22 protein-coding genes are annotated in these 25,192 nt (G+C 68.5%); 13 read left to right on the top strand and 9 right to left on the bottom strand.

Translation table 11 applies throughout. From position 1 onward, the window contains the following. Window positions 1-109 precede the first annotated feature (109 nt). From KBY47_RS18135 to trxA, 5 genes are all read left to right on the top strand, one after another. Window positions 110-1,837, top strand: a complete 1,728-nt coding sequence (locus KBY47_RS18135) for a protein kinase family protein (protein WP_210922192.1) — start codon at window positions 110-112, stop codon at window positions 1,835-1,837. A 24-nt stretch (window positions 1,838-1,861) separates the two neighbouring features. Next, entirely contained in the window at window positions 1,862-2,587 is a 726-nt protein-coding gene (gene sigM, locus KBY47_RS18130; RefSeq protein ID WP_210922191.1) for an RNA polymerase sigma factor SigM, read from the top strand. Beyond that, window positions 2,584-3,504 carry an anti-sigma factor gene (locus KBY47_RS18125; RefSeq protein WP_210922190.1) on the top strand — a complete coding sequence of 307 codons (921 nt, stop codon included), beginning with the start codon at window positions 2,584-2,586 and terminating at the stop codon, window positions 3,502-3,504. Before sigM ends, KBY47_RS18125 begins: the two co-directional genes overlap by 4 nt. 183 nt (window positions 3,505-3,687) lie before the next feature. Then, window positions 3,688-4,656 carry a thioredoxin-disulfide reductase gene (trxB, locus tag KBY47_RS18120; RefSeq protein WP_210922189.1) on the top strand — a complete coding sequence of 323 codons (969 nt, stop codon included), beginning with the start codon at window positions 3,688-3,690 and terminating at the stop codon, window positions 4,654-4,656. Window positions 4,657-4,697: 41 nt separating this feature from the next. Further along, window positions 4,698-5,030 (top strand): thioredoxin, encoded by a 333-nt coding sequence (gene trxA, locus KBY47_RS18115; protein WP_210922188.1) that lies wholly within the window; start codon window positions 4,698-4,700, stop codon window positions 5,028-5,030. A gap of 91 nt (window positions 5,031-5,121) precedes the next feature. Here the strand turns inward: trxA and KBY47_RS18110 are convergent, their stop codons facing one another. From KBY47_RS18110 to rpmH, 9 genes are all read right to left on the bottom strand, one after another. Beyond that, on the bottom strand, window positions 5,122-5,739 hold the full coding sequence (locus tag KBY47_RS18110; RefSeq protein WP_210922187.1) for a GNAT family N-acetyltransferase: 618 nt from the start codon (window positions 5,737-5,739) through the stop codon (window positions 5,122-5,124). A gap of 295 nt (window positions 5,740-6,034) precedes the next feature. Beyond that, window positions 6,035-7,135, bottom strand: coding sequence for a ParB/RepB/Spo0J family partition protein (locus tag KBY47_RS18105; RefSeq protein ID WP_210922186.1), 1,101 nt, complete (start codon window positions 7,133-7,135; stop codon window positions 6,035-6,037). Then, window positions 7,132-8,205, bottom strand: a complete 1,074-nt coding sequence (locus KBY47_RS18100; RefSeq protein WP_210922230.1) for a ParA family protein — start codon at window positions 8,203-8,205, stop codon at window positions 7,132-7,134. The genes KBY47_RS18105 and KBY47_RS18100 overlap by 4 nt, the downstream gene beginning before the upstream one ends. A 297-nt stretch (window positions 8,206-8,502) precedes the next feature. Next, window positions 8,503-9,219, bottom strand: coding sequence for a 16S rRNA (guanine(527)-N(7))-methyltransferase RsmG (gene rsmG / locus KBY47_RS18095; protein WP_210922185.1), 717 nt, complete (start codon window positions 9,217-9,219; stop codon window positions 8,503-8,505). Between the two features lie 135 nt (window positions 9,220-9,354). After that, window positions 9,355-9,870 carry a R3H domain-containing nucleic acid-binding protein gene (locus KBY47_RS18090; RefSeq protein WP_210922184.1) on the bottom strand — a complete coding sequence of 172 codons (516 nt, stop codon included), beginning with the start codon at window positions 9,868-9,870 and terminating at the stop codon, window positions 9,355-9,357. 15 nt (window positions 9,871-9,885) lie between these two features. Then, a complete protein-coding gene (gene yidC / locus KBY47_RS18085) occupies window positions 9,886-11,169 on the bottom strand; it encodes a membrane protein insertase YidC (protein ID WP_210922183.1) in 1,284 nt (427 codons plus the stop codon). Between the two features lie 3 nt (window positions 11,170-11,172). Continuing rightward, complete coding sequence (yidD, locus tag KBY47_RS18080; protein ID WP_210922182.1) at window positions 11,173-11,535, bottom strand: membrane protein insertion efficiency factor YidD; 363 nt, start codon at window positions 11,533-11,535, stop codon at window positions 11,173-11,175. Next, window positions 11,532-11,903, bottom strand: a complete 372-nt coding sequence (rnpA, locus tag KBY47_RS18075) for a ribonuclease P protein component (protein WP_210922181.1) — start codon at window positions 11,901-11,903, stop codon at window positions 11,532-11,534. The genes yidD and rnpA overlap by 4 nt, the downstream gene beginning before the upstream one ends. 21 nt (window positions 11,904-11,924) lie before the next feature. After that, window positions 11,925-12,062, bottom strand: a complete 138-nt coding sequence (gene rpmH, locus KBY47_RS18070; RefSeq protein ID WP_003956500.1) for a 50S ribosomal protein L34 — start codon at window positions 12,060-12,062, stop codon at window positions 11,925-11,927. 395 nt (window positions 12,063-12,457) lie between these two features. Between rpmH and dnaA the strand changes: the two genes are divergently transcribed. The 8 genes from dnaA (at window position 12,458) to KBY47_RS18030 (ending at window position 25,159) form a co-directional block, all read left to right on the top strand. Continuing rightward, window positions 12,458-14,365 (top strand): chromosomal replication initiator protein DnaA, encoded by a 1,908-nt coding sequence (gene dnaA / locus KBY47_RS18065; RefSeq protein WP_210922180.1) that lies wholly within the window; start codon window positions 12,458-12,460, stop codon window positions 14,363-14,365. Between the two features lie 904 nt (window positions 14,366-15,269). Continuing rightward, window positions 15,270-16,400, top strand: coding sequence for a DNA polymerase III subunit beta (gene dnaN / locus KBY47_RS18060; RefSeq protein WP_210922179.1), 1,131 nt, complete (start codon window positions 15,270-15,272; stop codon window positions 16,398-16,400). Window positions 16,401-16,571: 171 nt separating this feature from the next. Then, window positions 16,572-17,447: a phosphogluconate dehydrogenase (NAD(+)-dependent, decarboxylating) gene (gene gnd, locus KBY47_RS18055; protein ID WP_210922178.1), complete on the top strand. Its 876-nt coding sequence runs from the start codon at window positions 16,572-16,574 to the stop codon at window positions 17,445-17,447. Window positions 17,448-17,520: 73 nt separating this feature from the next. Then, window positions 17,521-18,642 (top strand): DNA replication/repair protein RecF, encoded by a 1,122-nt coding sequence (gene recF, locus KBY47_RS18050; RefSeq protein ID WP_210922177.1) that lies wholly within the window; start codon window positions 17,521-17,523, stop codon window positions 18,640-18,642. Next, window positions 18,639-19,190, top strand: a complete 552-nt coding sequence (locus KBY47_RS18045) for a DUF721 domain-containing protein (protein WP_210922176.1) — start codon at window positions 18,639-18,641, stop codon at window positions 19,188-19,190. The genes recF and KBY47_RS18045 overlap by 4 nt, the downstream gene beginning before the upstream one ends. A gap of 434 nt (window positions 19,191-19,624) precedes the next feature. Then, the gene (gene gyrB, locus KBY47_RS18040) at window positions 19,625-21,685 is read left to right on the top strand and encodes a DNA topoisomerase (ATP-hydrolyzing) subunit B (protein WP_210922175.1); all 2,061 of its coding nucleotides are present in this window, start codon (window positions 19,625-19,627) and stop codon (window positions 21,683-21,685) included. 42 nt (window positions 21,686-21,727) lie between these two features. After that, window positions 21,728-24,322: a DNA gyrase subunit A gene (gene gyrA, locus KBY47_RS18035; protein ID WP_210922174.1), complete on the top strand. Its 2,595-nt coding sequence runs from the start codon at window positions 21,728-21,730 to the stop codon at window positions 24,320-24,322. 18 nt (window positions 24,323-24,340) lie between these two features. Further along, a complete protein-coding gene (locus KBY47_RS18030; RefSeq protein ID WP_210922173.1) occupies window positions 24,341-25,159 on the top strand; it encodes a DUF3566 domain-containing protein in 819 nt (272 codons plus the stop codon). The last annotated feature ends 33 nt before the right edge of the window (window positions 25,160-25,192 follow it).

Here is a 25,192-nt window from a genome sequence, read left to right as displayed (position 1 = left end):
GCCGTCGTGTGTCGTGCATAGCGGCGGACTGTGGGCACAATTGGTTTCGGCGTCGGACGGCGCGCCCGGAGTCGAACGGCGCGCAACGGATGGGGAGGCAGGAACGACGGTGGCGGAACGGAGCACGGCTGCCGTCGACGTGGCAGACAGCAGCGGCGACAAGCCGCTGACCGCCAAGGCGGAGCAGGCGGACCAGTCCACGGCCGACGGGGTGGCCCAGAACCTGGAGCGGAACACGAAGAACGACGAGGCACAGGGGAGCGACGGGGCAGGCGGTCCCGGTAAGGCCTCACCGCCCGAACTGCACAGCGGCCACAAGCTCGCCAGACGGTACCGCCTGGAGGAGTGCGTCACCCGTCTGGACGGCTTCAGCAGTTGGCGTGCGGTGGACGAGAAACTGCGCCGCGCGGTCGGTGTCCATGTACTGCCCGCAGACCACTCCCGGGCCCGCTCGGTGCTCGCCGCGGCCCGCTCCTCCGCCCTGCTGGGCGATCCCCGCTTCGTACAGGTGCTGGACGCCGTCGAGGACAACGACCTCGTCTACGTCGTCCACGAATGGCTGCCCGACGCCACCGAACTGACCACTCTGCTGGCAACCGGGCCGCTGGAGCCGCACGACGCCTACCAGATGGTCACCCAGGTGGCCGCCGCCATGGCCGCCGCGCACCGCGAGGGCCTCGCCCATCTGCGGTTGAACCCCAACGCCGTGCTGCGCACCTCGACCGGCCAGTGGCGCATCCGCGGCCTCGCCGTCAACGCCGCCCTACGCGGCATCAGTTCCGACACCCCGCAGCGCACCGACACCGAGGCGATCGGCGCACTGCTGTACGCGGCGCTCACCCAGCGCTGGCCGTACGAGAGTGACGCCTACGGTCTGTCAGGGCTGCCCAAGGACGTCGGTCTCATCGCCCCCGACCAGGTGCGCGCCGGAGTCCACCGCGGCCTGTCGGAGCTGGCCATGCGCGCCCTCGCCAACGACGGCGCGACCGCCTCCCGCCACGAGTCGGCGTGCACCACGCCGGAGGAGCTGGTGAAGGCGATCGGGGAGATGCCGCGCATCCGCCCGCCGGAGCCCGCGTTCACCGCCCCGCCCGAGTACCAGCGCACCACCTACCAGCAGGGCACCTACGGCCGCACCCCTCCGCCAGGTGTCACTCAGCCGGTCGCGTCGCCCCCACCGCCCCCGTTGCAGAGCCGCACCGGCAAGGCACTGAAGTGGGCCGTCTCCGCGCTGCTCATCGCCGCGCTGGGTCTGGGCAGCTGGCAGCTGGCGGACGCACTGATGCAGCAGGGCGAGAAGGCCGACGACACCAACCAGACCCAGACGACGGACGACAACGACAAGGGCAACGAGAAGCCCAAGCCGGTCAAACCGCTGACGATCGAGGGTGCGCAGGAGTACGTGGCCAGCGGTGACGCCCAAGCGGCCGAGGATGTCGGCAACACGTACGACGGCAACAGTTCCACGTTCTGGCGCACCAAGCGCTACACCGACGGCCCGGAGCTGGCTCCCTACAAGCCGGGCGTGGGCATCGTCTACGACCTCGGCTCGTCCCAGGAGGTCTCCGCCGCGTCGATAGGGCTCCGGTACGGCGGCGACCACACGACGGCGACCCTCTACGCCACCGACTCACTCTCCCCGTCGACGGGCGTCGAGGGAATGACGAAGATCGGAACCGCCAGCACAAGCGCCACCTCTCTCACCGTGAAGGCGTCAAAGACGGTGAAGACGCGGTACGTGCTGCTGTGGATCACGGCCGTCCCGAACGCGCCCACGGACGGCTACAGCAGCGCGGGCTACAAGCAGGCCATCACCGACCTGAAGTTCACGGGCTGAGTCGGCCGAAGGCGAGGGGGCCCGATGGCTAAGGACATCGCATATGGCGATGTGAGCGACCAGGACCTCCTCGCCCGGCACGTCGAGGGCGACCCCGACGCCTTCGGTGAGCTGGTGCGGCGGCACCGGGACCGGCTCTGGGCGGTGGCGCTGCGCACCCTGGGTGACCGCGAGGAAGCCGCTGACGCCGTCCAGGACGCCCTTGTCTCCGCCTATCGCGCCGCCCACACCTTCCGTGGCCAGTCGGCCGTGACGACATGGCTTCACCGGATCACGGTGAACGCCTGTCTCGACCGGGCCCGCAAGGCCGCCTCCCGGAAGACCTCGCCGGTGGACGACAACGAGCGGCTGGAGCAGCTGTTGGAGCCGCACGAGTCGGCGTCGGCTCCCGCCGAGCGCAACGATCTCCACCGCCAGCTCCTCGAGGCGCTCCGCACCCTCCCGGCCGACCAGCGGGCCGCCCTCGTCCTGGTGGACATGCAGGGCTATCCCGTCGCGGAGGCCGCCCGCATCCTCGATGTGCCGGTCGGCACGGTGAAGAGCCGCTGTGCCCGGGGCCGGGCCAGACTCCTGCCGCTGCTCACCCATCTACGGCCCGAGAATCCAGGGGGCGGCACAGAATCGGGGAAGCGGCGGAACCGGACGCAGGGGACATCCGTCCCACCGGCAGCGGAACCGCGTGACGACGGTCCGCGAGATCCAGGACCGAGCGATTCAGCTGCTGTGAAGGGCGGAGGTGGGCGAGCGTGACATCCACGACGGACGCGGCGGGGCACCCGGACGTCACCGAGATCTCCGACCTCACCGAGGGCCTGCTCCCCGCATCCAGGACCGCCGAGGTACGGCGGCATCTGGAGGAGTGCGATCTCTGCTCCGACGTGCAGGCGTCCCTGGAGGAGATCCGGGGCCTCCTCGGCACGCTTCCGGGGCCCGCGCCCATGCCCGCCGATGTCGCCGGCCGGATCGATGCCGCGCTCGCCGCTGAGGCACTGCTGAACGCCTCGGCGCCCGAGGCACTGGGCAGTGCACCCGTCGAGGCGGCCCGTGCCTCATCGAGTGGGGACGACAGCCCGCGTGTTTCACGTGAAACATCGCCCACGGACCGTCCAGCTGGACATCCCCGAGCCTCTTCCACGGGCCCGGGGCGCAAGGACCGCAAGCGGGGCGGCCGACGCAGGACCGTCGTCCTGAGCGCCGTCCTGTCGGCCGCGGCTCTGGGACTGGGCTCCGTCCTGTGGTCGTCGCTGTCCGGCGGCCAGGCCGACACCGCCGCCCACGGGGAGCAGTCGACCTCCACGGACACCTTCTCCGAGGACCGCCTCAAGAAGCAGGTCGCAGATCTTCTCGCAGGGCAGCCGAGCACGCGCGGCGGCTCCCGTTCCCCCGATGGCTTCGGTGTGGAGTCCGTCCCCAGTTCTCATGCCACCAGCCTCTTCAAGGAGTCCTCGGTGACCATCCCCGAGTGCGTCCGGGAAAGCATCGGCGACACGGACTCGGCTCTGGCCGCCAAGGAAGGCACCTACCAGGGGACCAAGGCACTGCTCGTCGTCCTGCCCGACGCCGCAGACCCGACCCGGGTCACCGCCTATCTGGTGGATGCGACATGTGTGGACCAGTCGTCGGTGAAGGCCAAGGTGCTGCTGAAGCACTCGTATCCGCGCTCCTGAGCTGTGGGCGGTTCCTTCCCGCCAGCCGTCTCTGGTTCTTGGGGTAGCCGCACGGAAGACGCTTCTCCGTGTGCCCGGGCACAGCGGGAATGCGCGCCCCTTAGGATCCGTTGGGTGGGGTGAGAGTCAGGAATGGGACTCCCACCGGTCGAACGATTCAGTCCAGAGACGAGGAATCCAGCCGTGAGCGACGTCCGTAACGTGATCATCATCGGCTCCGGGCCCGCCGGTTACACGGCGGCGCTCTACACCGCGCGCGCGTCGCTGAAGCCCTTGGTGTTCGAAGGTGCCGTCACCGCCGGCGGTGCTCTGATGAACACCACCGAGGTGGAGAACTTCCCGGGCTTCCAGGACGGCATCATGGGCCCCGAGCTGATGGACAACATGCGGGCCCAGGCGGAGCGCTTCGGCGCCGAGCTGGTCGCGGACGACATCGTCTCCGTCGACCTGACCGGTGAGACCAAGACCGTCACCGACACCTCCGGCACCGTCCACCGGGCCAAGGCCGTGATCGTCGCCACCGGCTCCCAGCACCGCAAGCTCGGTCTGCCGAACGAGGACGCCCTCTCCGGCCGCGGTGTCTCCTGGTGCGCCACCTGTGACGGCTTCTTCTTCAAGGACCAGGACATCGCCGTGATCGGCGGCGGTGACACCGCGATGGAGGAGGCCACCTTCCTCTCCCGCTTCGCCAAGTCCGTGACGATCGTGCACCGGCGGGACACCCTGCGCGCCTCCAAGGCGATGCAGGAGCGCGCCTTTGCCGACCCGAAGATCAGCTTCGTCTGGGACAGCGAGGTCGCCGAGATCCAGGGCGACCCGAAGCTGTCCGGTCTGAAGCTGCGCAACGTCAAGACCGGCGAGCTGTCCGACCTCCCGGTCACAGGCCTGTTCATCGCGATCGGCCATGACCCGCGCACCGAGCTGTTCAAGGGCCAGCTGGACCTGGACGAGGAGGGCTACCTGAAGGTCGGTGCTCCCTCGACCCGGACCAGCCTGACCGGTGTCTTCGGCGCCGGTGACGTGGTGGACCACACCTACCGCCAGGCGATCACCGCAGCGGGTACCGGCTGCTCCGCCGCTCTGGACGCCGAGCGCTACCTCGCCGCGCTGGCGGACGAGGAGAAGGCCGAGCCCGAGAAGACCACCGTCTGACCCCTCATCACCCCACGCAACAACCAGTTAAGGAGCCCGCCGTGGCCGGCACCCTGAAGAACGTGACCGACGACTCCTTCGAGCAGGACGTCCTCAAGAGCGACAAGCCCGTCCTGGTGGACTTCTGGGCCGCCTGGTGCGGGCCGTGCCGCCAGATCGCCCCGTCCCTCGAGGCGATCGCCAAGGAGCACGGCGACAAGATCGAGATCGTCAAGCTCAACATCGACGAGAACCCCGGCATCGCCGCGAAGTACGGCGTGATGTCGATCCCGACGCTGAACGTCTACCAGAACGGTGAGGTCGCCAAGACCATCGTCGGTGCCAAGCCGAAGGCCGCCATCCTGCGCGACCTCGAGGACTTCATCGCCGAGTAATCGAGGCGTCCGTCGAGCCGACGGCGATGTTTCACGTGAAACACGAATGGGCCACCCCCACGGGGTGGCCCATTGCCGTAGACCCAAGCCCTTACAGGGGCCGGAGCACCGGCTCCTTCTGCACGGCACCGAGCAGACGGTCCAGGGCCATCTCGACGTCCTCCTTCCAGGAGAGAGTCGTCCGCAGCTCCAGCCTCAGCCGTGGATACGTGGGATGCGCCCGGACCGTCTTGAAGCCCACCGCCAGCAGATGGTCGGCGGGCAGCACACAGGCCGGTTCCTTCCACCGGGCATCGCCGAAGGCCTCGATCGCCTTGAAGCCCCGTCGCAGCAGATCCTTGGCCACCGTCTGCACCATGACCCGGCCCAGCCCTTGCCCTTGATATCCCGGCACGATGTACGCGGTCATCAGCTGTACGGCATCGGCGGCGACGGGACTGGTGGGGAACGCCGTCGAGCGAGGCACATAGGCGGGGGGCGCGTACATCACAAAGCCCACCGGCACGTCATCGACATAGACGACCCGGCCGCAGGAACCCCAGTCCAACAGCACGGCGGAGATCCAGGCTTCCTTCTCCAGCGCGGACGTGCCCGCCTTTACCGCGGCTTCACCGCTGACGGGGTCCAGCTCCCAGAAGACGCACGAGCGGCAGCGCTTGGGAAGGTCCTGAAGGTTGTCCAGCGTGAGCGGTACGAGCCGACGCCCCATGAAGGCTGTTCCTCGCTTCCTGCACCCGCCGCATCGCGGGCAGCGGTCAGAGCGCTCCGTTCCCTGAGCAGACTGCCGACGAATCCACCAACCGCACCCAGCCCCAGTCCCGCGCTCACCAGTCCGGTCCGGCTCACCATGCGCACGGCCCCCGCCTCCCCTCAGAGCTGACTGTCAGCAGGATGCGTCCTATCCGATCGCATCGTATCCACGAAGCGATTCCGCCGATACCGACAAAAAGCAAAGTGCGGGCCGTGTTCCGGTACACACCGGACACGACCCGCACCAAGACGGTTCAGGCGCCAGCTTCCTCGCCGGAGTCGTCGTCCTCCAGGCCACGCTGGAGCACGGGTCCCTCACCCGGAGCGAGAGTGCCGAGGATCCGCTCCAGATCCTCCATCGAGGCGAACTCGACGGTGATCTTGCCCTTCTTCTGTCCCAGGTCGACCTTCACCCGGGTCTCGAAGCGGTCCGACAGCCGCGTCGCAAGATCGGTCAGCGCCGGGGAGACACGGGTCCCCGCCCGCGGCCCCTTGGACCGGGTAACCGCCGTCGGCCGCGAGCCCATCAGGGTCACGATCTCCTCGACGGCCCGCACCGAAAGGCCCTCAGCCACGATCCGCTGCGCCAGTCGGTCCTGCTCCTCCGAGTCCTCCACGGAGAGCAGCGCCCGGGCATGCCCGGCGGAGAGCACTCCGGCAGCCACCCGGCGCTGCACCGTCGGAGAGAGCTTCAGCAGCCGCAGAGTGTTGGAGACCTGGGGGCGGGACCGCCCGATGCGGTCCGCCAGCTGGTCATGGGTGCAGTTGAAGTCCTTCAGCAACTGGTCGTAGGCGGCTGCCTCTTCCAGCGGGTTCAGCTGTGCCCGGTGCAGGTTCTCCAGCAGGGCGTCCAGGAGGAGCTTCTCGTCCTCCGTGGCACGCACGATCGCCGGGATCGCCTCCAGGCCCGCCTCACGGCAGGCCCGCCAGCGACGCTCACCCATGATCAGCTCGTAGTGCCCGGTGCTGATCTGGCGGACGACGACGGGCTGGAGAAGGCCCACTTCCTTGATGGAGGTAACCAGTTCTTGCAGCGCATCCTCGTCAAAGACATCACGCGGCTGGCGAGGGTTGGGCGTGATGGCGTCGAGCGGGATCTCGGCGAAGTGGGCGCCCATGACCGTCGCGGGGCCCTCCGGAACACCGACAGCCGAAGGCTCCTCTGTTTCACGTGAAACAGGCGGCAGAGTCGCCACCTTTGCCGCCGCCACTCCGCGTTCGGTAGCCAGCCCCGGTGCCGCTGGCCCCGGGGCACCAGCACCCCCGACAGCCGTCTGGGCCGGCGTCCGCTCTGTCGCTGCTGCGGGGATCAGTGCGCCGAGCCCTCGTCCCAGCCCCCTCCGTCGCTCGCTCACTGGATCCCCTCCACCATGCTCTGGTCGCTCTGAGCGCCGATATGGGCGTGCGTCGGGTCGTAGCCGACGTTGACGCCCTTCAGCGCAATTTCCCGTGCCGCCTCAAGATAGGAGAGGGCGCCACTCGATCCTGGATCGTAGGTCAGCACCGTCTGCCCATAGCTCGGTGCCTCGGAGATACGGACCGAGCGAGGAATGCTCGTCCGCAGCACCTCGTCCCCGAAGTGGGTGCGCACCTCGTCGGCGACCTGAGACGCAAGGCGCGTCCGGCCGTCGTACATGGTGAGCAGAATCGTCGATACATGCAGTGTGGGGTTGAGGTGCCCCCGCACCAGATCGACATTGCGCAGCAACTGACCCAGCCCTTCCAGCGCGTAGTACTCGCACTGGATCGGGATGAGTACCTCCTGGCCCGCGACGAGTGCGTTGACCGTCAGCAGGCCCAGCGAGGGCGGGCAGTCGATGAGGATGTAGTCCAGGGGTTGCTCATAGGCCTGAATGGCCCGCTGGAGCCGACTCTCGCGCGCCACGAGAGACACCAGCTCGATCTCCGCACCGGCGAGATCGATCGTGGCGGGCGCACAGAAGAGCCCTTCGACATCGGGGACCGGCTGGACCACTTCGGAGAGCGGCTTGCTCTCGACCAACACGTCGTAGATGGAAGGAACTTCGGCGTGATGGTCGATCCCCAGCGCGGTGGAGGCGTTTCCCTGTGGGTCGAGGTCGATCACCAGGACACGGCTGCCGTGCAGAGCGAGGGAAGCAGCAAGGTTGACGGTTGTCGTCGTCTTACCCACCCCGCCCTTCTGGTTGGCGACGACGATGACACGGGTCTGCTCAGGCCGTGGCAGACCCTCGCCGGCGCGACCCAGAGCCTCAACCGCCAGCTGGGCAGCGCGACCGATGGGAGTGTCGTCCATCGGGGGCGGTGTTTCACGTGAAACATCGTCCCCCATCGACTCGGTACGGGGACCGGGGACCGGATCGGTCATCGGTCCCGCGATGTTGGCGTCGGACCGCAAGGATTCACTCTCCTCGACTTCAGGCTCGCAATGAACAGAGCCTCCCATGCCTTCGGGGTCGTGAACCAGTGAGGCCTGTTGTTCTGTGGAGAAATCCACCTCTGTGGACAACTCTGTGCCCCGTAGGGGCGACGGAGCGTCATCAGGAGGAGCCTCTCCGAGAGATCCAAGAGGCTTGCGGTCGCGAGGTTCGGCCGCAGCGCGGCCACGACTGATGATCCCGTGCAGCAGTGAGCGACGTTTCACGTGAAACACGATGCACAGCAGCCAGGGTCACTCCCGGGAGACACTCCGGCATGCATAGGTTTGACAGCTTGTGTGGAGTACGTCCTGGCGCCTGAGCGATCAGCGACGTCGGCGTGTCCTTCCCGTCCGCGCCGCCTTGGCCCTCTTGGCCGCGAACCGCACCCCACCCGGGCTTTCTCCGACCTCCACGCGCACCACGGTGGACATAGGATCCACGACACCTTCACCCACATGCAGGATGGAGGTCTCGACGGCACCCAGCTTGCTCAGCGCCGCCGCCGCGCTCTTCAGCTCCTCCTCGGCCGCGTCTCCCTTGAGCGCCAGCATTTCGCCGTAGGGGCGGAGCAGCGGGATGCCCCAGGTCGCCAACCGGTCGAGCGGCGCCACAGCCCGTGCCGTCACCACATGAACCGGCGGCAGCTTGCCCATGACTTCTTCGGCGCGCCCACGGACCACGGTCACATGATCGAGGCCCAACAGCTCCACGACCTCGGTCAGAAAGTTCGTACGCCGCAGCAGCGGCTCCAGAAGCGTGATCTTCAGGTCCTCCCGGACGAGCGCCAGCGGGATACCGGGCAGTCCGGCCCCCGACCCGACGTCGCACACCGTCACCCCCTCGGGCACGACCTCGGAGAGCACCGCGCAGTTCAGCAGATGCCTCTCCCACAGGCGGGGCACCTCACGCGGACCGATGAGCCCGCGCTGCACTCCCGCCTCGGCCAGAAGCTCCGCGTACCGGACCGCATCGCCGTAGCGATCACCGAAGACATCGCGGGCCTCCTCGGGCGCAGGGGGGAGTTCAGCTGCCTCCGTCACGGGGACCGTCCTTCCGTACCGCATCGGCGCACCGAGCGCCGACTCCAGAACTACAGGCTGACAAAGTTCGGCCCCGCCTGCGCAACAGACGGGGCCGGAGATGTGGGACCGCTCGGGACCAGATCAGGACCTGGGTCAGGCGGGCAGCACGACGACGAACCGCTGCGGCTCCTCGCCCTCGGACTCACTGCGCAGGCCAGCGGCCTTGACCGCGTCGTGCACGACCTTGCGCTCGAACGGCGTCATCGGCTTCATCTTCACGGGCTCGCCGCTGCTCTTCGCCTCGGCCGCGGCCTTGGCGCCCAGCTCGGACAGCTCCGTGCGCTTCTTCGCCCGGTAGCCGGCGATGTCCAGCATCAGACGGCTGCGGTCACCGGTCTCACGGTGCACGGCCAGGCGCGTCAGCTCCTGGAGCGCCTCCAGCACCTCACCGTCGCGTCCGACCAGCTTCTGGAGGTCACGGCTCCCGGCGTCGCTGATGATCGAGACAGAGGCGCGGTCGCCCTCGACATCCATGTCGATGTCGCCGTCGAGGTCAGCGATGTCCAGCAGACCCTCAAGGTAGTCCGCCGCGATGTCGCCCTCCTGCTCCAGGCGGGTCAGGGTGTCTGCGCCCTCGGCAGCAGCGGCGGAGGTGGTGCCTTCCGTCACGGGATGGACTCCTTCTTACTTCTTGGTCGGGGACTTGGGCCGCTGCTGGCCCTTGCGCTGACCGGACTGGGCTCGGCTTCGGCCGCCGCCGGACTTGGGCGCCGACTTCCCGGCGGAGCCGGACGGCTTGTCGTCCTGGGACTCGTCGGACTTGCTCAGCGAGGTGGGGGACGAGGTCTTCTCAGCGCCACCGGCGGGCTTGGCACCACCGGTCTGGCGCTTGGACTTGGGCTGCCGCTTGGGCTGCTGGCGCTTGGGAGCGGAGGTGCTGGTGGGGGTGCCGTCCTCGTCCACGACGGCCACGGCGCTCTCGCTCTTGACCACGGTGCCGTCGGTCTGGGCCGCGAGACCCGCCTTGCTCAGACCGTTGATGAACTTGCGCTCGTAGTCGTTGCGGTCCCGGCCCTTGGCGACGATGGCCTTGATGATGGCGCGGTCCCGGCGGCTGCGGGCCTTGCTGTGGTGCGTGACGTGCTTGTAGAGGCGCTCCAGGTAGGCGGCCTGGGCCTTGGAACCCGGGGTCGGGTTGTTGTGGATGACGTACATCTGCTGGCCCATGGTCCACAGGTTGGTGGTCAGCCAGTAGACGAGGACACCGACCGGGAAGTTGATGCCGAAGACGGCGAAGATGATCGGGAAGACGTACATCAGCATCTTCTGCTGCTGCATGAACGGCGTCTTCACCGTGGTGTCGACGTTCTTCGTCATCAGCTGGCGCTGCGTGTAGAACTGCGACAGCGACATCAGCACGATCATGATCGCGGTGACGATCCGCACATCGGTGATCGAGGACCCGAGGGCCTCGACCTTCGAGGAGCTGTCGGTGAACTTCGCGGCCAGCGGAGCGCCGAAGATGTGCGCCTTCTGCGCGCTCTCCAGCAGCCGGTCGTTGATCACGCCGATGGTGTCGTTCGACGCGATGCTGTTGAGCACGTGGTACAGGGCGAAGAAGAACGGGGACTGCGCCAGGATGGGAAGGCACGAGGAGAGCGGGTTGGTGCCCGTCTCCTTGTACAGCTTCATCATCTCTTCGGACTGACGCTGCTTGTCGTTCTTGTAGCGCTCCTGGATCTTCTTCATCTCGGGCTGGAGCGTCTGCATCGCGCGCGTCGCCTTGATCTGCTTCACGAAGAGCGGGATCAGGCAAATACGGATGAGGATCACCAGGGACACGATGGACAGGCCCCAGGCCCAGCCCGTGTCAGGGCCGAAGATCGCACCGTACAGCTTGTGGAACTGGACGATGACCCACGAGACGGGTGTGGTGATAAAGCTGAAGAGGCTGGCAATCGTGTCCACTAATCATGCTCCTTGGGCATGGGACGAGGTCTCTGCGGCCGGGCTCGAAGGACTCCCAGGATGCTGTTCCTCGATGGCCGGGTCGGCGGCGGAGGGCCCGCCCTTGCGTGCGCGCCACGCGCCGCGCAGCATTTCGTGCCACCGCGGGCGCTTGCGCGGCGGGACATGGTCCACACCACCCAGCGACCACGGATTGCACCGGAGGATGCGCCAGGCGGTGAGCGCCGTGCCCTTGATCGCACCGTGCCGGTCGATGGCCGTGTAGCCGTAGTGGGAACACGACGGGTAGTACTTGCACACGGGCCCGAGCAGTGGGCTGATGGTCCACTGGTAGAGCTTGATGAGCGCCAACAGCGGGTACTTCATCGCGCGCCCCCTCCCAGCAGCCGCTGAAGCGCGGCATCCAGGTCTCGGGCCAGCTGTGCATGGTCGGCGTCGCCCGCCCCGGGCAGCGCCCGTACGACTACCAGGCTACCGGGGGGCAGGTCGGTCACTCGCTCGCGCATCAGGTGACGCAGTCTGCGCTTGACCTTGTTCCGCACGACCGCGCCTCCCACCGCCTTGCTGACGACGAAACCCGCACGCGTCGGGGGAGCGCTCTCCCCAGGCGCGTGCGGGTCCGTGGCACCGCTTCGAAGGTGGACGACGAGGAGAGGGCGTCCAGCCCTGCGTCCTCGCCGTACCGCGGTCGCGAAGTCCTCGCGCCGCCTCAGCCGGTTCTCGGTGGGCAGCACGACGTCATGACCTGACCGGGATCAGGCGGACAGACGGGCGCGACCCTTGCTGCGGCGGGACGCGAGAATCGCGCGGCCGGCACGGGTGCGCATACGCAGCCGGAAGCCGTGGGTCTTCGCGCGACGACGGTTGTTCGGCTGGAAGGTGCGCTTGCTCACTCGGGGGCTCCAGAAAGAAATCGGGGTTGGCGGGGTGCCGTCCTGGCTGTCACCGTGCGCCCACGAGTAGCTCGCGTTACGCCCGAGTGCACCGCTTTCCGATCACCGACTACTCCGCGTTTCACGGAGATGTGATCTGTGCCCATCGGAGGCAGGCGGCAGCAGCCATCGACAACTCGACCTGGTTACGGTACGCGCGGCTGCGCCATTCGGTCAAACCAGCGGTCGCCGGGAGACACTATCCACAGCCTGGGGACAACAACTTGAACCGCACCGGTCGCCCTGACTACCGTGGCTGAACTCCGATTCGTTCCCTTGTCCCCAGCCCACCCGATTTACATCCCGACCCGTCCCAGGAACCACACGTTCGTGGGATCTATGAGAGAGCGTGCCCTGTGGCTGACGTACCTGCCGATCTTGCCGCAGTGTGGCCACGAGTACTGGAGCAGCTCCTCGGCGAGGGCCGCGGTCAGGGTGTCGAGGTGAAGGACGAGCACTGGATCCGCCGCTGTCAGCCGTTGGCGCTGGTCGCGGACACGGCCCTGCTCGCCGTACCGAACGAATTCGCGAAGGGCGTACTGGAGGGGCGTCTGGCGCCGGTCGTCAGCGAGACGCTGAGCCGTGAGTGCGGCCGCCCGATCCGGATCGCGATCACCGTCGACGACTCCGCGGGCGAGCCCCCGGCCCCGCCGACGTCCCAGCCCAAGCCGCAGTCCCAGCCGCAGTACGAGGAGCCGGAGCTGCCGTCCGGCCCGTACGACGGCTACGGCCGCCACCGCGGCGACCAGCGCCCGGCCGACCAGCTTCCGACCGCCCGCCCGGCCTACCCCTCCGAGTACCAGCGCCCCGAGCCTGGCGCCTGGCCCCGGCAGGGACAGGACGACTACGGCTGGCAGCAACAGCGCCTCGGCTTCCCCGAGCGGGACCCGTACGCGTCGCCGCCGCAGGAGTCGTACGGCTCACCCGACACCTACGGCTCGCAGGACTCGTACCGAACACCGGACTCGTACGGCGCACAGGACGCCTATGGCTCGCAGGACTACCGCCCACAGCCTGTGGATCGTCCCTCCTACGAGCAGCAGCGCTCCGAGTACGAGCCGTCGCGCGGCGACTACGACCAGCGCGACGGCCGCCGGGAGCTGCCCGAGCCGCCCGCCGGTTCGGGGCATGTGCACCGCGGCGGTCCGGTCGGCTCCTCGCTGCCCGCCTCCAGCGGCGCCCCCGGCCCGCTGGCCGCGCAGCCGGCCCCCGCGGCCGGGCCCGGTGAGCCGACCGCGCGCCTGAACCCGAAGTACCTCTTCGACACGTTCGTCATCGGCGCCTCGAACCGGTTCGCCCACGCGGCCGCGGTGGCCGTCGCCGAGGCGCCCGCGAAGGCGTACAACCCGCTGTTCATCTACGGCGAGTCGGGGCTCGGCAAGACGCACCTGTTGCACGCGATCGGGCACTACGCGCGGAGCCTGTACCCCGGCACGCGCGTGCGGTACGTCAGCTCGGAGGAGTTCACCAACGAGTTCATCAACTCCATCCGCGACGGCAAGGGCGACAGCTTCCGCAAGCGCTACCGCGAGATGGACATCCTGCTCGTCGACGACATCCAGTTCCTTGCGGACAAGGAATCGACGCAGGAGGAGTTCTTCCACACCTTCAACACGCTCCACAACGCCAACAAGCAGATCGTGCTCTCCAGCGACCGGCCGCCGAAGCAGCTGGTCACGCTGGAGGACAGGCTGAGGAACCGTTTCGAGTGGGGCCTGATCACCGACGTCCAGCCGCCGGAGCTGGAGACGCGCATCGCGATCCTGCGCAAAAAGGCGGTGCAGGAGCAGCTCAACGCCCCGCCCGAGGTGCTGGAGTTCATCGCCTCCCGGATCTCGCGCAACATCCGTGAGCTGGAGGGCGCGCTGATCCGGGTGACGGCGTTCGCGTCGCTCAACCGGCAGCCGGTGGACCTCGGTCTGACGGAGATCGTCCTGAAGGACCTGATCCCCGGCGGCGAGGACGCGACGCCGGAGATCACCTCGACGGCCATCATGAGCGCCACCGCGGACTACTTCGGCCTCACGGTGGAGGATCTGTGCGGCAGCTCGCGCGGGCGCCAGCTCGTCACGGCCCGCCAGATCGCCATGTATCTGTGCCGTGAGCTGACGGACCTGTCGCTGCCGAAGATCGGCGCGCTGTTCGGCGGCCGGGACCACACGACGGTGATGCACGCCGACCGCAAGATCCGCAATCTGATGGCCGAGCGGCGCTCGATCTACAACCAGGTGACGGAGTTGACGAACCGCATCAAGAACGGCTGAAGCGCGGCACTCGTACGTCGCTCGTACGCCGTCCCTACGGCGTCCAGGGCGCCCTCGGAGGACATCCGGGGGCGCCCTTCGCCGTTCCCGCGGCTTCTGTCGTCGTCGACGACCCGCCACCCGGTGTTCGAATTCGCGCCGGGTTACGGCCGCCCTCCACAGATTCGGTGACTTTCTGCCGTCCACATCCTGGGGACCGCCGAGTTGTCCAGACCGTATCCACAGGCGAGCCTGTTGAAGGACCATCAGACCAGGTCAAGTGGTTGTGGATTGGTGGACGAAGGATCTCCACACCCTGTGGACGAATCGGTGATCCACAAGCTGTGCACGGAGTTGTCCACGGGCAACCCACAGGCTGAGGACGATTGTCCCCAGCGATCCCCGGCTTCTCCACAGCTCTGTCCACTGTTCGGCAACATGACGCACGCGCTCACCGCGTCGAGTGAAGCGCGTCACACAAAGGTGCCAGGTTGGGCTGTGGGAAAGGTGGGTAAAGCTGGGGACGGCGCTGGGGAGAACTCGCCCCGGCCTGTGCACGGGGTGTGCAGAACTTTCCGTTCTCCACAGCGGGGCCAGGTTGTCCACGGCCTCCACCCACAGGCCCGGTGGACAAAATTCCGCCTCTGAGCTGCGGAAACGAAGTTATCCACGGTATCCACAGGCCCTACTACTACTCCCAACTAGAGAGAGCTGGGAATTCGTTTCGAAGCGGGACCTGTGCACAACTCGCCTCTCGGCGCCCGGCTGCCCCTCGTCACGACTTGACCCCGAGAGGCACCTACTGTCAGTGCCGTGCGTCAGACTGTTCCCGGTGTCCTTCCCGTCCCAGGGGCCCGCGACACCGAGACAGACGACGAAGCGAAGCAGGGCGAGAAGCGCCGGCAACAGCAGGAGGCGGCTAACCGTGAAGATCCGGGTGGAACGCGACGTACTCGCGGAGGCAGTGGCCTGGGCGGCGCGCAGCCTCCCGGCCCGTCCGCCGGCGCCTGTGCTCGCCGGCCTGCTCCTCAAGGCCGAGGACGGCCAGCTGAGCCTGTCCAGCTTCGACTACGAGGTCTCCGCGCGGGTGAGCGTCGAGGCGGAGGTCGAGGAGGAGGGCACGGTCCTCGTCTCCGGCCGTCTGCTGGCGGACATCTCGCGCGCCCTCCCCAACCGGCCCGTGGAGATCTCCACAGACGGTGTACGGGCGACCGTGGTCTGCGGCTCCTCCCGCTTCACCCTCCACACCCTGCCTGTGGAGGAGTACCCGGCGCTGCCGCAGATGCCCAACGCCACCGGCACGGTCCCCGGCGAGGTCTTCGCCTCCGCCGTGCAGCAGGTCGCCATCGCCGCCGGCCGCGACGACACGCTCCCCGTCCTCACGGGTGTCCGCATCGAGATCGAGGGCGACACGGTCACGCTGGCCTCCACCGACCGCTACCGCTTCGCGGTCCGCGAGTTCCTGTGGAAGCCGGAGAACCCGGACGCCTCCGCGGTCGCCCTGGTGCCCGCCAAGACGCTCCTGGACACCGCCAAGGCGCTCACCAGCGGTGACAGCGTGACGCTCGCGCTGTCCGGCTCGGGCGCGGGCGAGGGCCTGATCGGCTTCGAGGGCGCCGGTCGCCGGACGACGACCCGCCTGCTGGAGGGCGACCTCCCGAAGTACCGCACGCTGTTCCCGACGGAGTTCAACAGCGTCGCCGTCATCGAGACCGCCCCCTTCGTGGAGGCCGTCAAGCGCGTGGCCCTGGTCGCCGAGCGCAACACCCCGGTGCGGCTGAGCTTCGAGCAGGGCGTGCTCATCCTGGAGGCCGGTTCCAGCGACGACGCACAGGCTGTGGAGAGGGTCGACGCGCAGCTGGAGGGCGACGACATCTCGATCGCCTTCAACCCGACGTTCCTGCTGGACGGTCTGAGCGCGATCGACTCCCCGGTGGCCCAGCTGTCCTTCACCACGTCCACCAAGCCCGCGCTGCTGAGCGGCAAGCCCGCGCTGGACGCCGAGGCGGACGACGCCTACAAGTACCTGATCATGCCGGTCCGGCTCAGCGGCTGACCGCGCCTCGGCGAGAAGCCGCAGGTAGGGGCGTACGTATGAGCGCGTATGCCCACAGGTGTGCGCGAGCGTCCGGGTTTAGGCTCGGACACGGGTACGAACGTGCCGCGGGGCAATCCCGCGGCACGGACGGCCGTAACGCCACCTCGCGAACCTTAAGGAACACAACTGATGGAGCTCGGTCTCGTCGGCCTCGGCAAGATGGGCGGCAACATGCGCGAGCGGATCCGCCGCGCGGGCCACACCGTCATCGGATACGACCGCAACGCGGATCTCGCCGATGTCCACAGCCTGGAAGAGCTTGTGGGCAAGCTCAGCGGCCCGCGCGTGGTGTGGGTGATGGTCCCGGCGGGCGAGCCCACCCAGAACACGATCGACCAGCTCGCCCAGCTGCTCGAGCCCGGTGACGTGGTCGTGGACGGCGGCAACTCGCGCTGGACGGACGACGAGAGGCACGCCGCCGAGCTGGCCGCCAAGGGCATCGGCTTCGTCGACTGCGGTGTCTCCGGCGGCGTCTGGGGCCTGGAGAACGGCTACGCGCTGATGTACGGCGGCGACGCGGAGAACGTCGCCAAGGTGCAGCCGGTCTTCGACGCCCTGAAGCCGGAGGGCGACTTCGGCTCCGTCCACGCGGGCAAGGTCGGCGCGGGCCACTTCGCGAAGATGGTCCACAACGGCATCGAGTACGCCATGATGCAGGCCTACGCCGAGGGCTGGGAGCTGCTGGAGAAGGTCGACTCGGTGACGGACGTCCGCGAGGTCTTCCGGTCCTGGCAGGAGGGCACGGTCATCCGGTCCTGGCTGCTGGACCTGGCCGTCAACGCCCTCGACGAGGACGAGCACCTGGACAAGCTGCGCGGTTACGCACAGGACTCCGGCGAGGGCCGGTGGACCGTGGAGGCCGCCATCGACAACGCCGTGCCGCTGCCCGCGATCACGGCCTCCCTCTTCGCGCGGTTCGCCTCGCGCCAGGAGGACTCGCCGCAGATGAAGATGATCGCCGCGCTGCGCAACCAGTTCGGCGGCCACGCGGTCGAGAAGAAGTAGTCCACAGGACCGCTGGGTAGTCCACAGGACCGTTTCGGCGGTCCACAACGCCGGGGGAGGTCGGCGAACGACCATGCACGTCACGCATCTGTCGCTGGCCGACTTCCGCTCGTACACCCGGGTCGAGGTCCCGCTCGACCCGGGCGTCACGGCCTTCGTCGGCCCCAACGGGCAGGGCAAGACGAACCTGGTCGAGGCGGTCGGCTACCTCGCCACCCTCGGCAGCCACCGCGTCTCCTCCGACGCCCCGCTGGTCCGCATGGGCGCCGAGCGCGCGGTGATCCGGGCCCAGGTGCGGCAGGGCGAGCGCCGGCAACTCGTCGAGCTGGAGCTGAACCCGGGCCGCGCCAACCGCGCCCGCATCAACAGGTCCTCGCAGGTCAGGCCCCGTGACGTCCTGGGCATCGTGCGGACGGTGCTGTTCGCGCCGGAGGACCTCGCCCTGGTCAAGGGCGACCCCGGCGAACGGCGCCGCTTCCTGGACGAGCTGATCACCGCCCGCTCCCCGCGCATGGCCGGGGTCCGCTCCGACTACGACCGCGTCCTCAAGCAGCGCAACACCCTGCTGAAGTCGGCCGCGCTGGCCCGCCGCCACGGCGGACGCTCGATGGACCTGTCCACCCTCGACGTCTGGGACCAGCACCTCGCGCGGGCGGGCGCCGAGCTGCTCGCCCAGCGGCTCGACCTGATCGCGGCGATCCAGCCGCTGGCCGACAAGGCGTACGAGCAGCTGGCACCGGGCGGCGGCCCGATCGCCCTGGAGTACAAGCCGTCGGCGCCGGGCGACGCACACACGCGTGAGGCGCTGTTCGAGCAGCTGACAGCGGCGCTCGTCGAGGTCCGCAAGCAGGAGATCGAACGGGGCGTCACCCTGGTGGGCCCGCACCGTGACGACCTGCTGCTCAAGCTGGGCGAACTGCCCGCCAAGGGCTACGCCTCGCACGGCGAGTGCTGGTCGTACGCGCTGGCGCTGCGGCTGGCCTCCTACGACCTGCTGCGCGCCGAGGGCAACGAGCCGGTGCTGGTCCTCGACGACGTGTTCGCCGAGCTGGACACGCGGCGCCGGGAGCGGCTGGCGGAGCTGGTGGCGCCCGGCGAGCAGGTCCTGGTGACGGCCGCGGTCGACGACGACGTACCGCATGTGCTGGCGGGGGCGCGGTACACGGTGTCCGGGGGGACGGTGGAGCGCGTATGAGCGAGAACGCACCGGCCGGCGGCGCCCCCGGGGAGGGAACCGGCAAGCAGGCGGCTTCCGGTGTGGACCTCGCGCGGGTGGCGTTGCGCGCGGCGCGGGAGCAGGCACGCGCGCGTGGGGACGCGGCACAGCAGCGCAAGCAGGCACGGCGCGGTGGGCTGCGCTCCGGGGCGCGCGCCGACGGCCGTGATCCGATGGCACTCGGCGCGGCGATCAACCGGCTGATCACCGAGCGGGGCTGGGAGGCCCCGGCGGCGGTGGGCGGGGTCATGGGGCGCTGGCCGCAGATCGTCGGCGAGGACGTGGCCAAGCACTGCGTCCCCGAGCGGTACGACGAGGACGAGCGGGTCCTGGTGGTGCGCTGTGACTCCACGGCCTGGGCGACGAACCTGCGGCTGCTGGCGCCGACGCTGGTGGCCCGGCTCAACGAGGACCTCGGGCACGGTGCCGTGCGGCAGATCAAGGTCCTCGGCCCCGGCGGGCCCGCGCGCCGCTACGGCCCGCTGCGCGCCCCGGGGAGTTCCGGGCCCGGCGACACCTACGGGTGAGGTCCCCGTGACGAAAGTCACGTGAAAGGTTCCGGAATGTCCGCTGTGGCGGCCCGGTATGTCCCGCCGAGCACCCCCGCGCGCACAGGCGCACACAGTTGCGAATTCCGACCTGACCCGGGAGTAGCGAAGGGTTGACACCTCGAAGCTCTGAGTGCCGCCGTGAGCCTCTTGGAGCCCCCATCCGCATATCGGGAGTCGGACGAGCGTCGTTCAGGGCGGCACATGAGGACTCAGGTACCGGCAAACCCCCATCAGTGTCAGTGCTACCGGTAGACTGGAAGACAATCCCGCCCCAAACGTGGGGACCGTCCGGGAAAGCTGAGCAACGCTGATCAAGGCTTACCACCGCAACATGCCGCAGCCGCTCCGGCGACCCTCCCCGGAGGGAGGACCTCAGAGCCTGGCTCGTGCTGTGCCAGAAAGGGCGCTTCGTGGCCGATTCCGGCAACCCCAACGAGAACATCCCGTCCACCGACGCCGGCGTCCCCGCCGCGGCCAACGCCTCGAACGGCGAGGTCACGGCTTCGTACGACGCCAGCGCCATCACCGTCCTCGAGGGTCTGGACGCGGTCCGCAAGCGACCCGGCATGTACATCGGCTCGACCGGTGAGCGGGGACTGCACCACCTCGTGTACGAGGTGGTCGACAACTCCGTCGACGAGGCGCTGGCCGGTCACGCGGACACCATCGAGGTGACGATCCTCCCGGACGGCGGTGTGCGTGTCGTCGACAACGGCCGCGGCATCCCCGTGGGCATCGTCCCCTCCGAGGGCAAGCCCGCCCTCGAGGTCGTGCTGACCGTGCTGCACGCGGGCGGCAAGTTCGGCGGTGGCGGCTACGCGGTCTCCGGTGGTCTGCACGGTGTGGGCGTCTCCGTCGTCAACGCGCTGTCCTCGAAGGTCGCCGTCGAGGTCCGGACCGACGGCCACCGCTGGACGCAGGACTACAAGATGGGCGTCCCCACGGCGCCGCTCTCCCAGCACGAGGCCACCGAGGAGACGGGCACGTCGGTCACCTTCTGGGCCGACGGCGACATCTTCGAGACCACCGACTACTCCTTCGAGACGCTCTCGCGGCGCTTCCAGGAGATGGCGTTCCTCAACAAGGGTTTGACGATCAAACTCACTGACGAGCGCGAGTCGGCCAAGGCCACGGCCGGCGCGGACGAGGCGGGCGGGGACGAGAAGCAGGAAGCGAAGACCGTCACCTACCACTACGAGGGCGGCATCGTCGACTTCGTGAAGTACCTCAACGCCCGCAAGGGCGAGGTGGTGCACCCGTCGGTGATCGACCTCGAGGCCGAAGACAAGGACAAGGCCCTCTCCCTCGAAGTCGCCATGCAGTGGAACAGCGGCTACAGCGAGGGCGTGTACTCCTTCGCCAACATCATCCACACGCACGAGGGCGGCACCCACGAAGAGGGCTTCCGCGCGGCGCTCACCAACCTGATCAACAAGTACGCGCGCGACAAGAAGCTGCTGCGCGAGAAGGACGACAACCTCACGGGTGACGACATCCGCGAGGGTCTGACGGCGATCATCTCGGTGAAGCTGAGCGAGCCGCAGTTCGAGGGCCAGACCAAGACCAAGCTGGGCAACACGGAGGCCAAGACCTTCGTGCAGAAGGCGGTCTACGAGCACCTCAACGACTGGCTGGACCGCAACCCCAATGAGGCCGCGGACATCGTCCGCAAGGGCATCCAGGCGGCCACCGCGCGCGTGGCGGCCCGCAAGGCGCGCGACCTGACCCGCCGCAAGGGCCTGCTGGAGTCCGCGTCGCTGCCGGGCAAGCTCTCCGACTGCCAGTCGAACGACCCCACCAAGTGCGAGATCTTCATCGTCGAGGGTGACTCGGCCGGCGGCTCGGCCAAGTCCGGCCGCAACCCCGAGTACCAGGCCATCCTGCCGATCCGCGGCAAGATCCTGAACGTCGAGAAGGCGCGGATCGACAAGATCCTCCAGAACCAGGAGATCCAGGCGCTGATCTCCGCCTTCGGCACCGGTGTGCACGAGGACTTCGACATCGAGAAGCTCCGCTATCACAAGATCATCCTGATGGCGGACGCCGACGTCGACGGCCAGCACATCAACACCCTGCTGCTGACCTTCCTGTTCCGCTTCATGCGGCCGCTGGTCGAGGCCGGACACGTGTTCCTGTCCCGTCCCCCGCTCTACAAGATCAAGTGGGGCAAGGACGACTTCGAGTACGCGTACTCCGACCGCGAGCGCGACGCGCTGATCGAGCTGGGCCGCCAGGCGGGCAAGCGCATCAGGGACGACTCGGTGCAGCGCTTCAAGGGTCTCGGCGAGATGAACGCCGAGGAGCTGCGCATCACCACGATGGACCAGGAGCACCGCGTCCTCGGGCAGGTCACCCTCGACGACGCCGCCCAGGCCGACGAGCTGTTCTCGGTCCTGATGGGCGAGGACGTCGAGGCCCGCCGCCAGTTCATCCAGCGCAACGCCAAGGACGTCCGCTTCCTCGACATCTGAGTCGGTCTCAGCTGACCGCACCAGGAAGGACCTTCACCAGCAATGACCGACGAGAACACTCCCGTGACGACGCCCGAGGGTGACGCCCTGGGCATGCGCGTCGAGCCCGTCGGGCTCGAGACGGAGATGCAGCGCTCCTACCTCGACTACGCGATGTCCGTCATCGTCTCGCGCGCGCTGCCGGACGTCCGCGACGGCCTCAAGCCCGTCCACCGCCGCGTCCTGTACGCCATGTACGACGGCGGCTACCGGCCCGAGCGCGGCTTCTACAAGTGCGCCCGCGTCGTCGGCGACGTCATGGGCAACTACCACCCGCACGGCGACTCATCCATCTACGACGCGCTGGTCCGCCTCGCGCAGCCGTGGGCGATGCGGATGCCGCTGGTGGACTCCAACGGCAACTTCGGCTCGCCGGGCAACGACCCGGCGGCGGCCATGCGGTACACCGAGTGCAAGATGGCGCCGCTGTCGATGGAGATGGTCCGCGACATCGACGAGGAGACCGTCGACTTCACGGACAACTACGACGGCCGCTCCCAGGAGCCGACCGTCCTGCCCGCCCGCTTCCCGAACCTGCTGATCAACGGCTCGGCGGGCATCGCGGTCGGCATGGCCACCAACATCCCGCCGCACAACCTCCGCGAGGTCGCGGCGGGCGCCCAGTGGTATCTGGAGAACCCCGAGGCCTCGCACGAGGAACTGCTCGACGCGCTGATCGAGCGCATCAAGGGACCGGACTTCCCGACCGGCGCGCTCGTCGTCGGCCGCAAGGGCATCGAGGAGGCCTACCGCACCGGGCGCGGCTCGATCACCATGCGCGCGGTCGTCGAGGTCGAGGAGATCCAGAACCGCCAGTGCCTGGTGGTCACGGAGCTGCCGTACCAGGTGAACCCCGACAACCTCGCGCAGAAGATCGCCGACGGGGTGAAGGACGGCAAGCTCGGCGGCATCGCCGACGTCCGCGACGAGACGTCCTCGCGCACGGGCCAGCGCCTGGTCATCGTCCTGAAGCGGGACGCGGTCGCCAAGGTCGTCCTGAACAACCTCTACAAGCACACGGACCTCCAGACCAACTTCGGCGCCAACATGCTGGCCCTGGTCGACGGCGTCCCGCGCACGCTCTCCCTGGACGCGTTCATCCGCCACTGGGTGACGCACCAGATCGAGGTCATCGTCCGCCGTACGCGCTTCAGGCTGCGCAAGGCCGAGGAGCGGGCGCACATCCTGCGCGGTCTGCTGAAGGCCCTGGACGCCATCGACGAGGTCATCGCGCTGATCCGGCGCAGCGACACCGTCGACATCGCGCGCACGGGCCTGATGAGCCTGCTGGAGATCGACGAGATCCAGGCCAACGCCATCCTCGAGATGCAGCTGCGCCGACTGGCCGCCCTGGAGCGCCAGAAGATCGTCCAGGAGCACGACGAACTCCAGGCCAAGATCACTGAGTACAACGAGATCCTCGCCTCCCCGGTCCGCCAGCGCGGCATCGTCAGCGCGGAACTCGCCGCGATCGTCGAGAAGTACGGCGACGACCGCAAGACCCAGCTGATCCCCTACGACGGTGACATGTCCATCGAGGACCTCATCGCCGAGGAGGACATCGTCGTCACCGTCACGCGCGGGGGCTACGTCAAGAGGACCAAGACGGACGACTACCGGGCGCAGAAGCGCGGCGGCAAGGGCGTGCGCGGCACGAAGCTGAAGGAAGACGACATCGTCGACCACTTCTTCGTCTCCACGACGCACCACTGGCTGCTCTTCTTCACCAACAAGGGCCGCGTCTACCGCGCGAAGGCCTACGAGCTGCCCGACGCCGGGCGCGACGCGCGCGGTCAGCACGTCGCCAACCTGCTGGCCTTCCAGCCGGACGAGGCGATCGCCGAGATCCTGGCGATCCGCGACTACGAGGCGGCGCCGTACCTGGTGCTCGCCACGAAGGCCGGTCTGGTCAAGAAGACGCCGCTGAAGGATTACGATTCGCCCCGCTCCGGTGGTGTCATCGCGATCAACCTCCGGGAGCGGGAGGACGGTTCCGACGACGAACTGATCGGAGCGGAACTCGTCTCGCCCGATGACGATCTGCTTCTGATCAGCCGGAAGGCACAGTCGATCAGGTTCACGGCGACGGACGACACGCTGCGTCCGATGGGGCGTGCGACCTCGGGCGTCAAGGGCATGAGTTTCCGCGAGGGCGACGAGCTGCTCTCGATGAATGTTGTTCGACCCGGTACGTTCGTGTTCACTGCTACCGACGGTGGGTACGCGAAGCGGACCGCTGTCGACGAGTACCGCGTCCAGGGTCGCGGCGGCCTCGGCATCAAGGCCGCCAAGATCGTCGAGGACCGTGGGTCGCTCGTCGGCGCGCTGGTGGTCGAGGAGACCGACGAGATCCTCGCCATCACGCTGGGCGGCGGTGTGATTCGCACGCGAGTCAACGAGGTCAGGGAGACGGGCCGTGACACCATGGGCGTCCAACTGATCAATCTGGGCAAGCGCGATGCCGTCGTCGGTATCGCACGCAACGCCGAGGCGGGACGCGAGGCGGAGGAGGTCGACGGTGACGTGGCCGTCGACGAGACCACCGACGCACCCGAGACCACCGGCACGGACGTGGGCGAGGTGCCCCCGGCCGAGTAGCACGAGGAGTGAGTCAGCGTGAGCGGAGCCACGGGCGCCGGACCGACCGGGACGTCCACCGGTTCTACGGCCGGTACGGAGACGGACGGCGGCGGCCGTGGCTCCGCCACGTATGACGCCGACTCGGCATCAACCTCGTACGCACAACAGACTCATGGATCCCAGGGGGGAACTGTGACGGACACCCGAGGTCCGCAGACCCAGCAGTACGCCGCTGGAGCGGGCCCGGCCGCCACCGGCGGCCAGACGCAGCCGCCGGCCAACCACACCGGAGCGGCCGCGTCCCAGCAGACGGCGTCGCCCCTGCCCGGGGAGCGCGCGGCGCAGCAGCCCGCCGGGCCGTACCACCCACCGCAGGCCTACCCGACGCACGGCGGCGCCCAGGGCGGTCAGGCTCCGGCGGGCGGACCGACGGCGGTCGCCGGGGGTGTACGCCGCCCGCGCACCGGCGCACGCACCACTCCGCGCGTCCGCAAGGCGCGCCTGCGGGTGGCCAAGGCCGACCCGTGGTCCGTGATGAAGGTGAGCTTCCTGCTCTCCATCGCGCTCGGCATCTGCACGATCGTCGCGTCGGCCGTGCTGTGGATGGTCATGGACGCGATGGGCGTGTTCTCCACGGTCGGCGGCACGATCTCCGAGGCCACCGGCTCCAACGAGTCGAACGGCTTCGACCTCCAGGCCTTCCTGTCGCTGCCCAACGTCCTGATGTTCACGTCCATCATCGCGGTCATCGACGTCGTCCTGGCCACGGCCCTCGCCACGCTCGGCGCGTTCATCTACAACCTCTCCGCCGGCTTCGTGGGAGGCGTGGAGCTGACGCTCGCCGAGGACGAGTGAGGCCGGGCAACTATCGATTTTGGGACTGCCCCG

The sequence above is a fragment of the Streptomyces sp. B93 genome (genome assembly GCF_018070565.1).
Classification (GTDB): domain Bacteria; phylum Actinomycetota; class Actinomycetes; order Streptomycetales; family Streptomycetaceae; genus Streptomyces.
This window is presented reverse-complemented; position numbering and strand designations above follow the sequence as displayed.

Excerpts from the sequence above, each read along its gene's own strand:
- sigM (WP_210922191.1), top strand. The coding sequence starts at position 1,862 with ATGGCTAAGGACATCGCATATGGCGATGTGAGCGACCAGGACCTCCTC.
- KBY47_RS18045 (WP_210922176.1), top strand. The coding sequence starts at position 18,639 with ATGAGCGAGAACGCACCGGCCGGCGGCGCCCCCGGGGAGGGAACCGGC.
- KBY47_RS18100 (WP_210922230.1), bottom strand. The coding sequence starts at position 8,205 with ATGGGAGGCTCTGTTCATTGCGAGCCTGAAGTCGAGGAGAGTGAATCC.
- recF (WP_210922177.1), top strand. The coding sequence starts at position 17,521 with ATGCACGTCACGCATCTGTCGCTGGCCGACTTCCGCTCGTACACCCGG.
- gyrA (WP_210922174.1), top strand. The coding sequence starts at position 21,728 with ATGACCGACGAGAACACTCCCGTGACGACGCCCGAGGGTGACGCCCTG.
- gnd (WP_210922178.1), top strand. The coding sequence starts at position 16,572 with ATGGAGCTCGGTCTCGTCGGCCTCGGCAAGATGGGCGGCAACATGCGC.
- yidD (WP_210922182.1), bottom strand. The coding sequence starts at position 11,535 with ATGAAGTACCCGCTGTTGGCGCTCATCAAGCTCTACCAGTGGACCATC.
- KBY47_RS18110 (WP_210922187.1), bottom strand. The coding sequence starts at position 5,739 with ATGGGGCGTCGGCTCGTACCGCTCACGCTGGACAACCTTCAGGACCTT.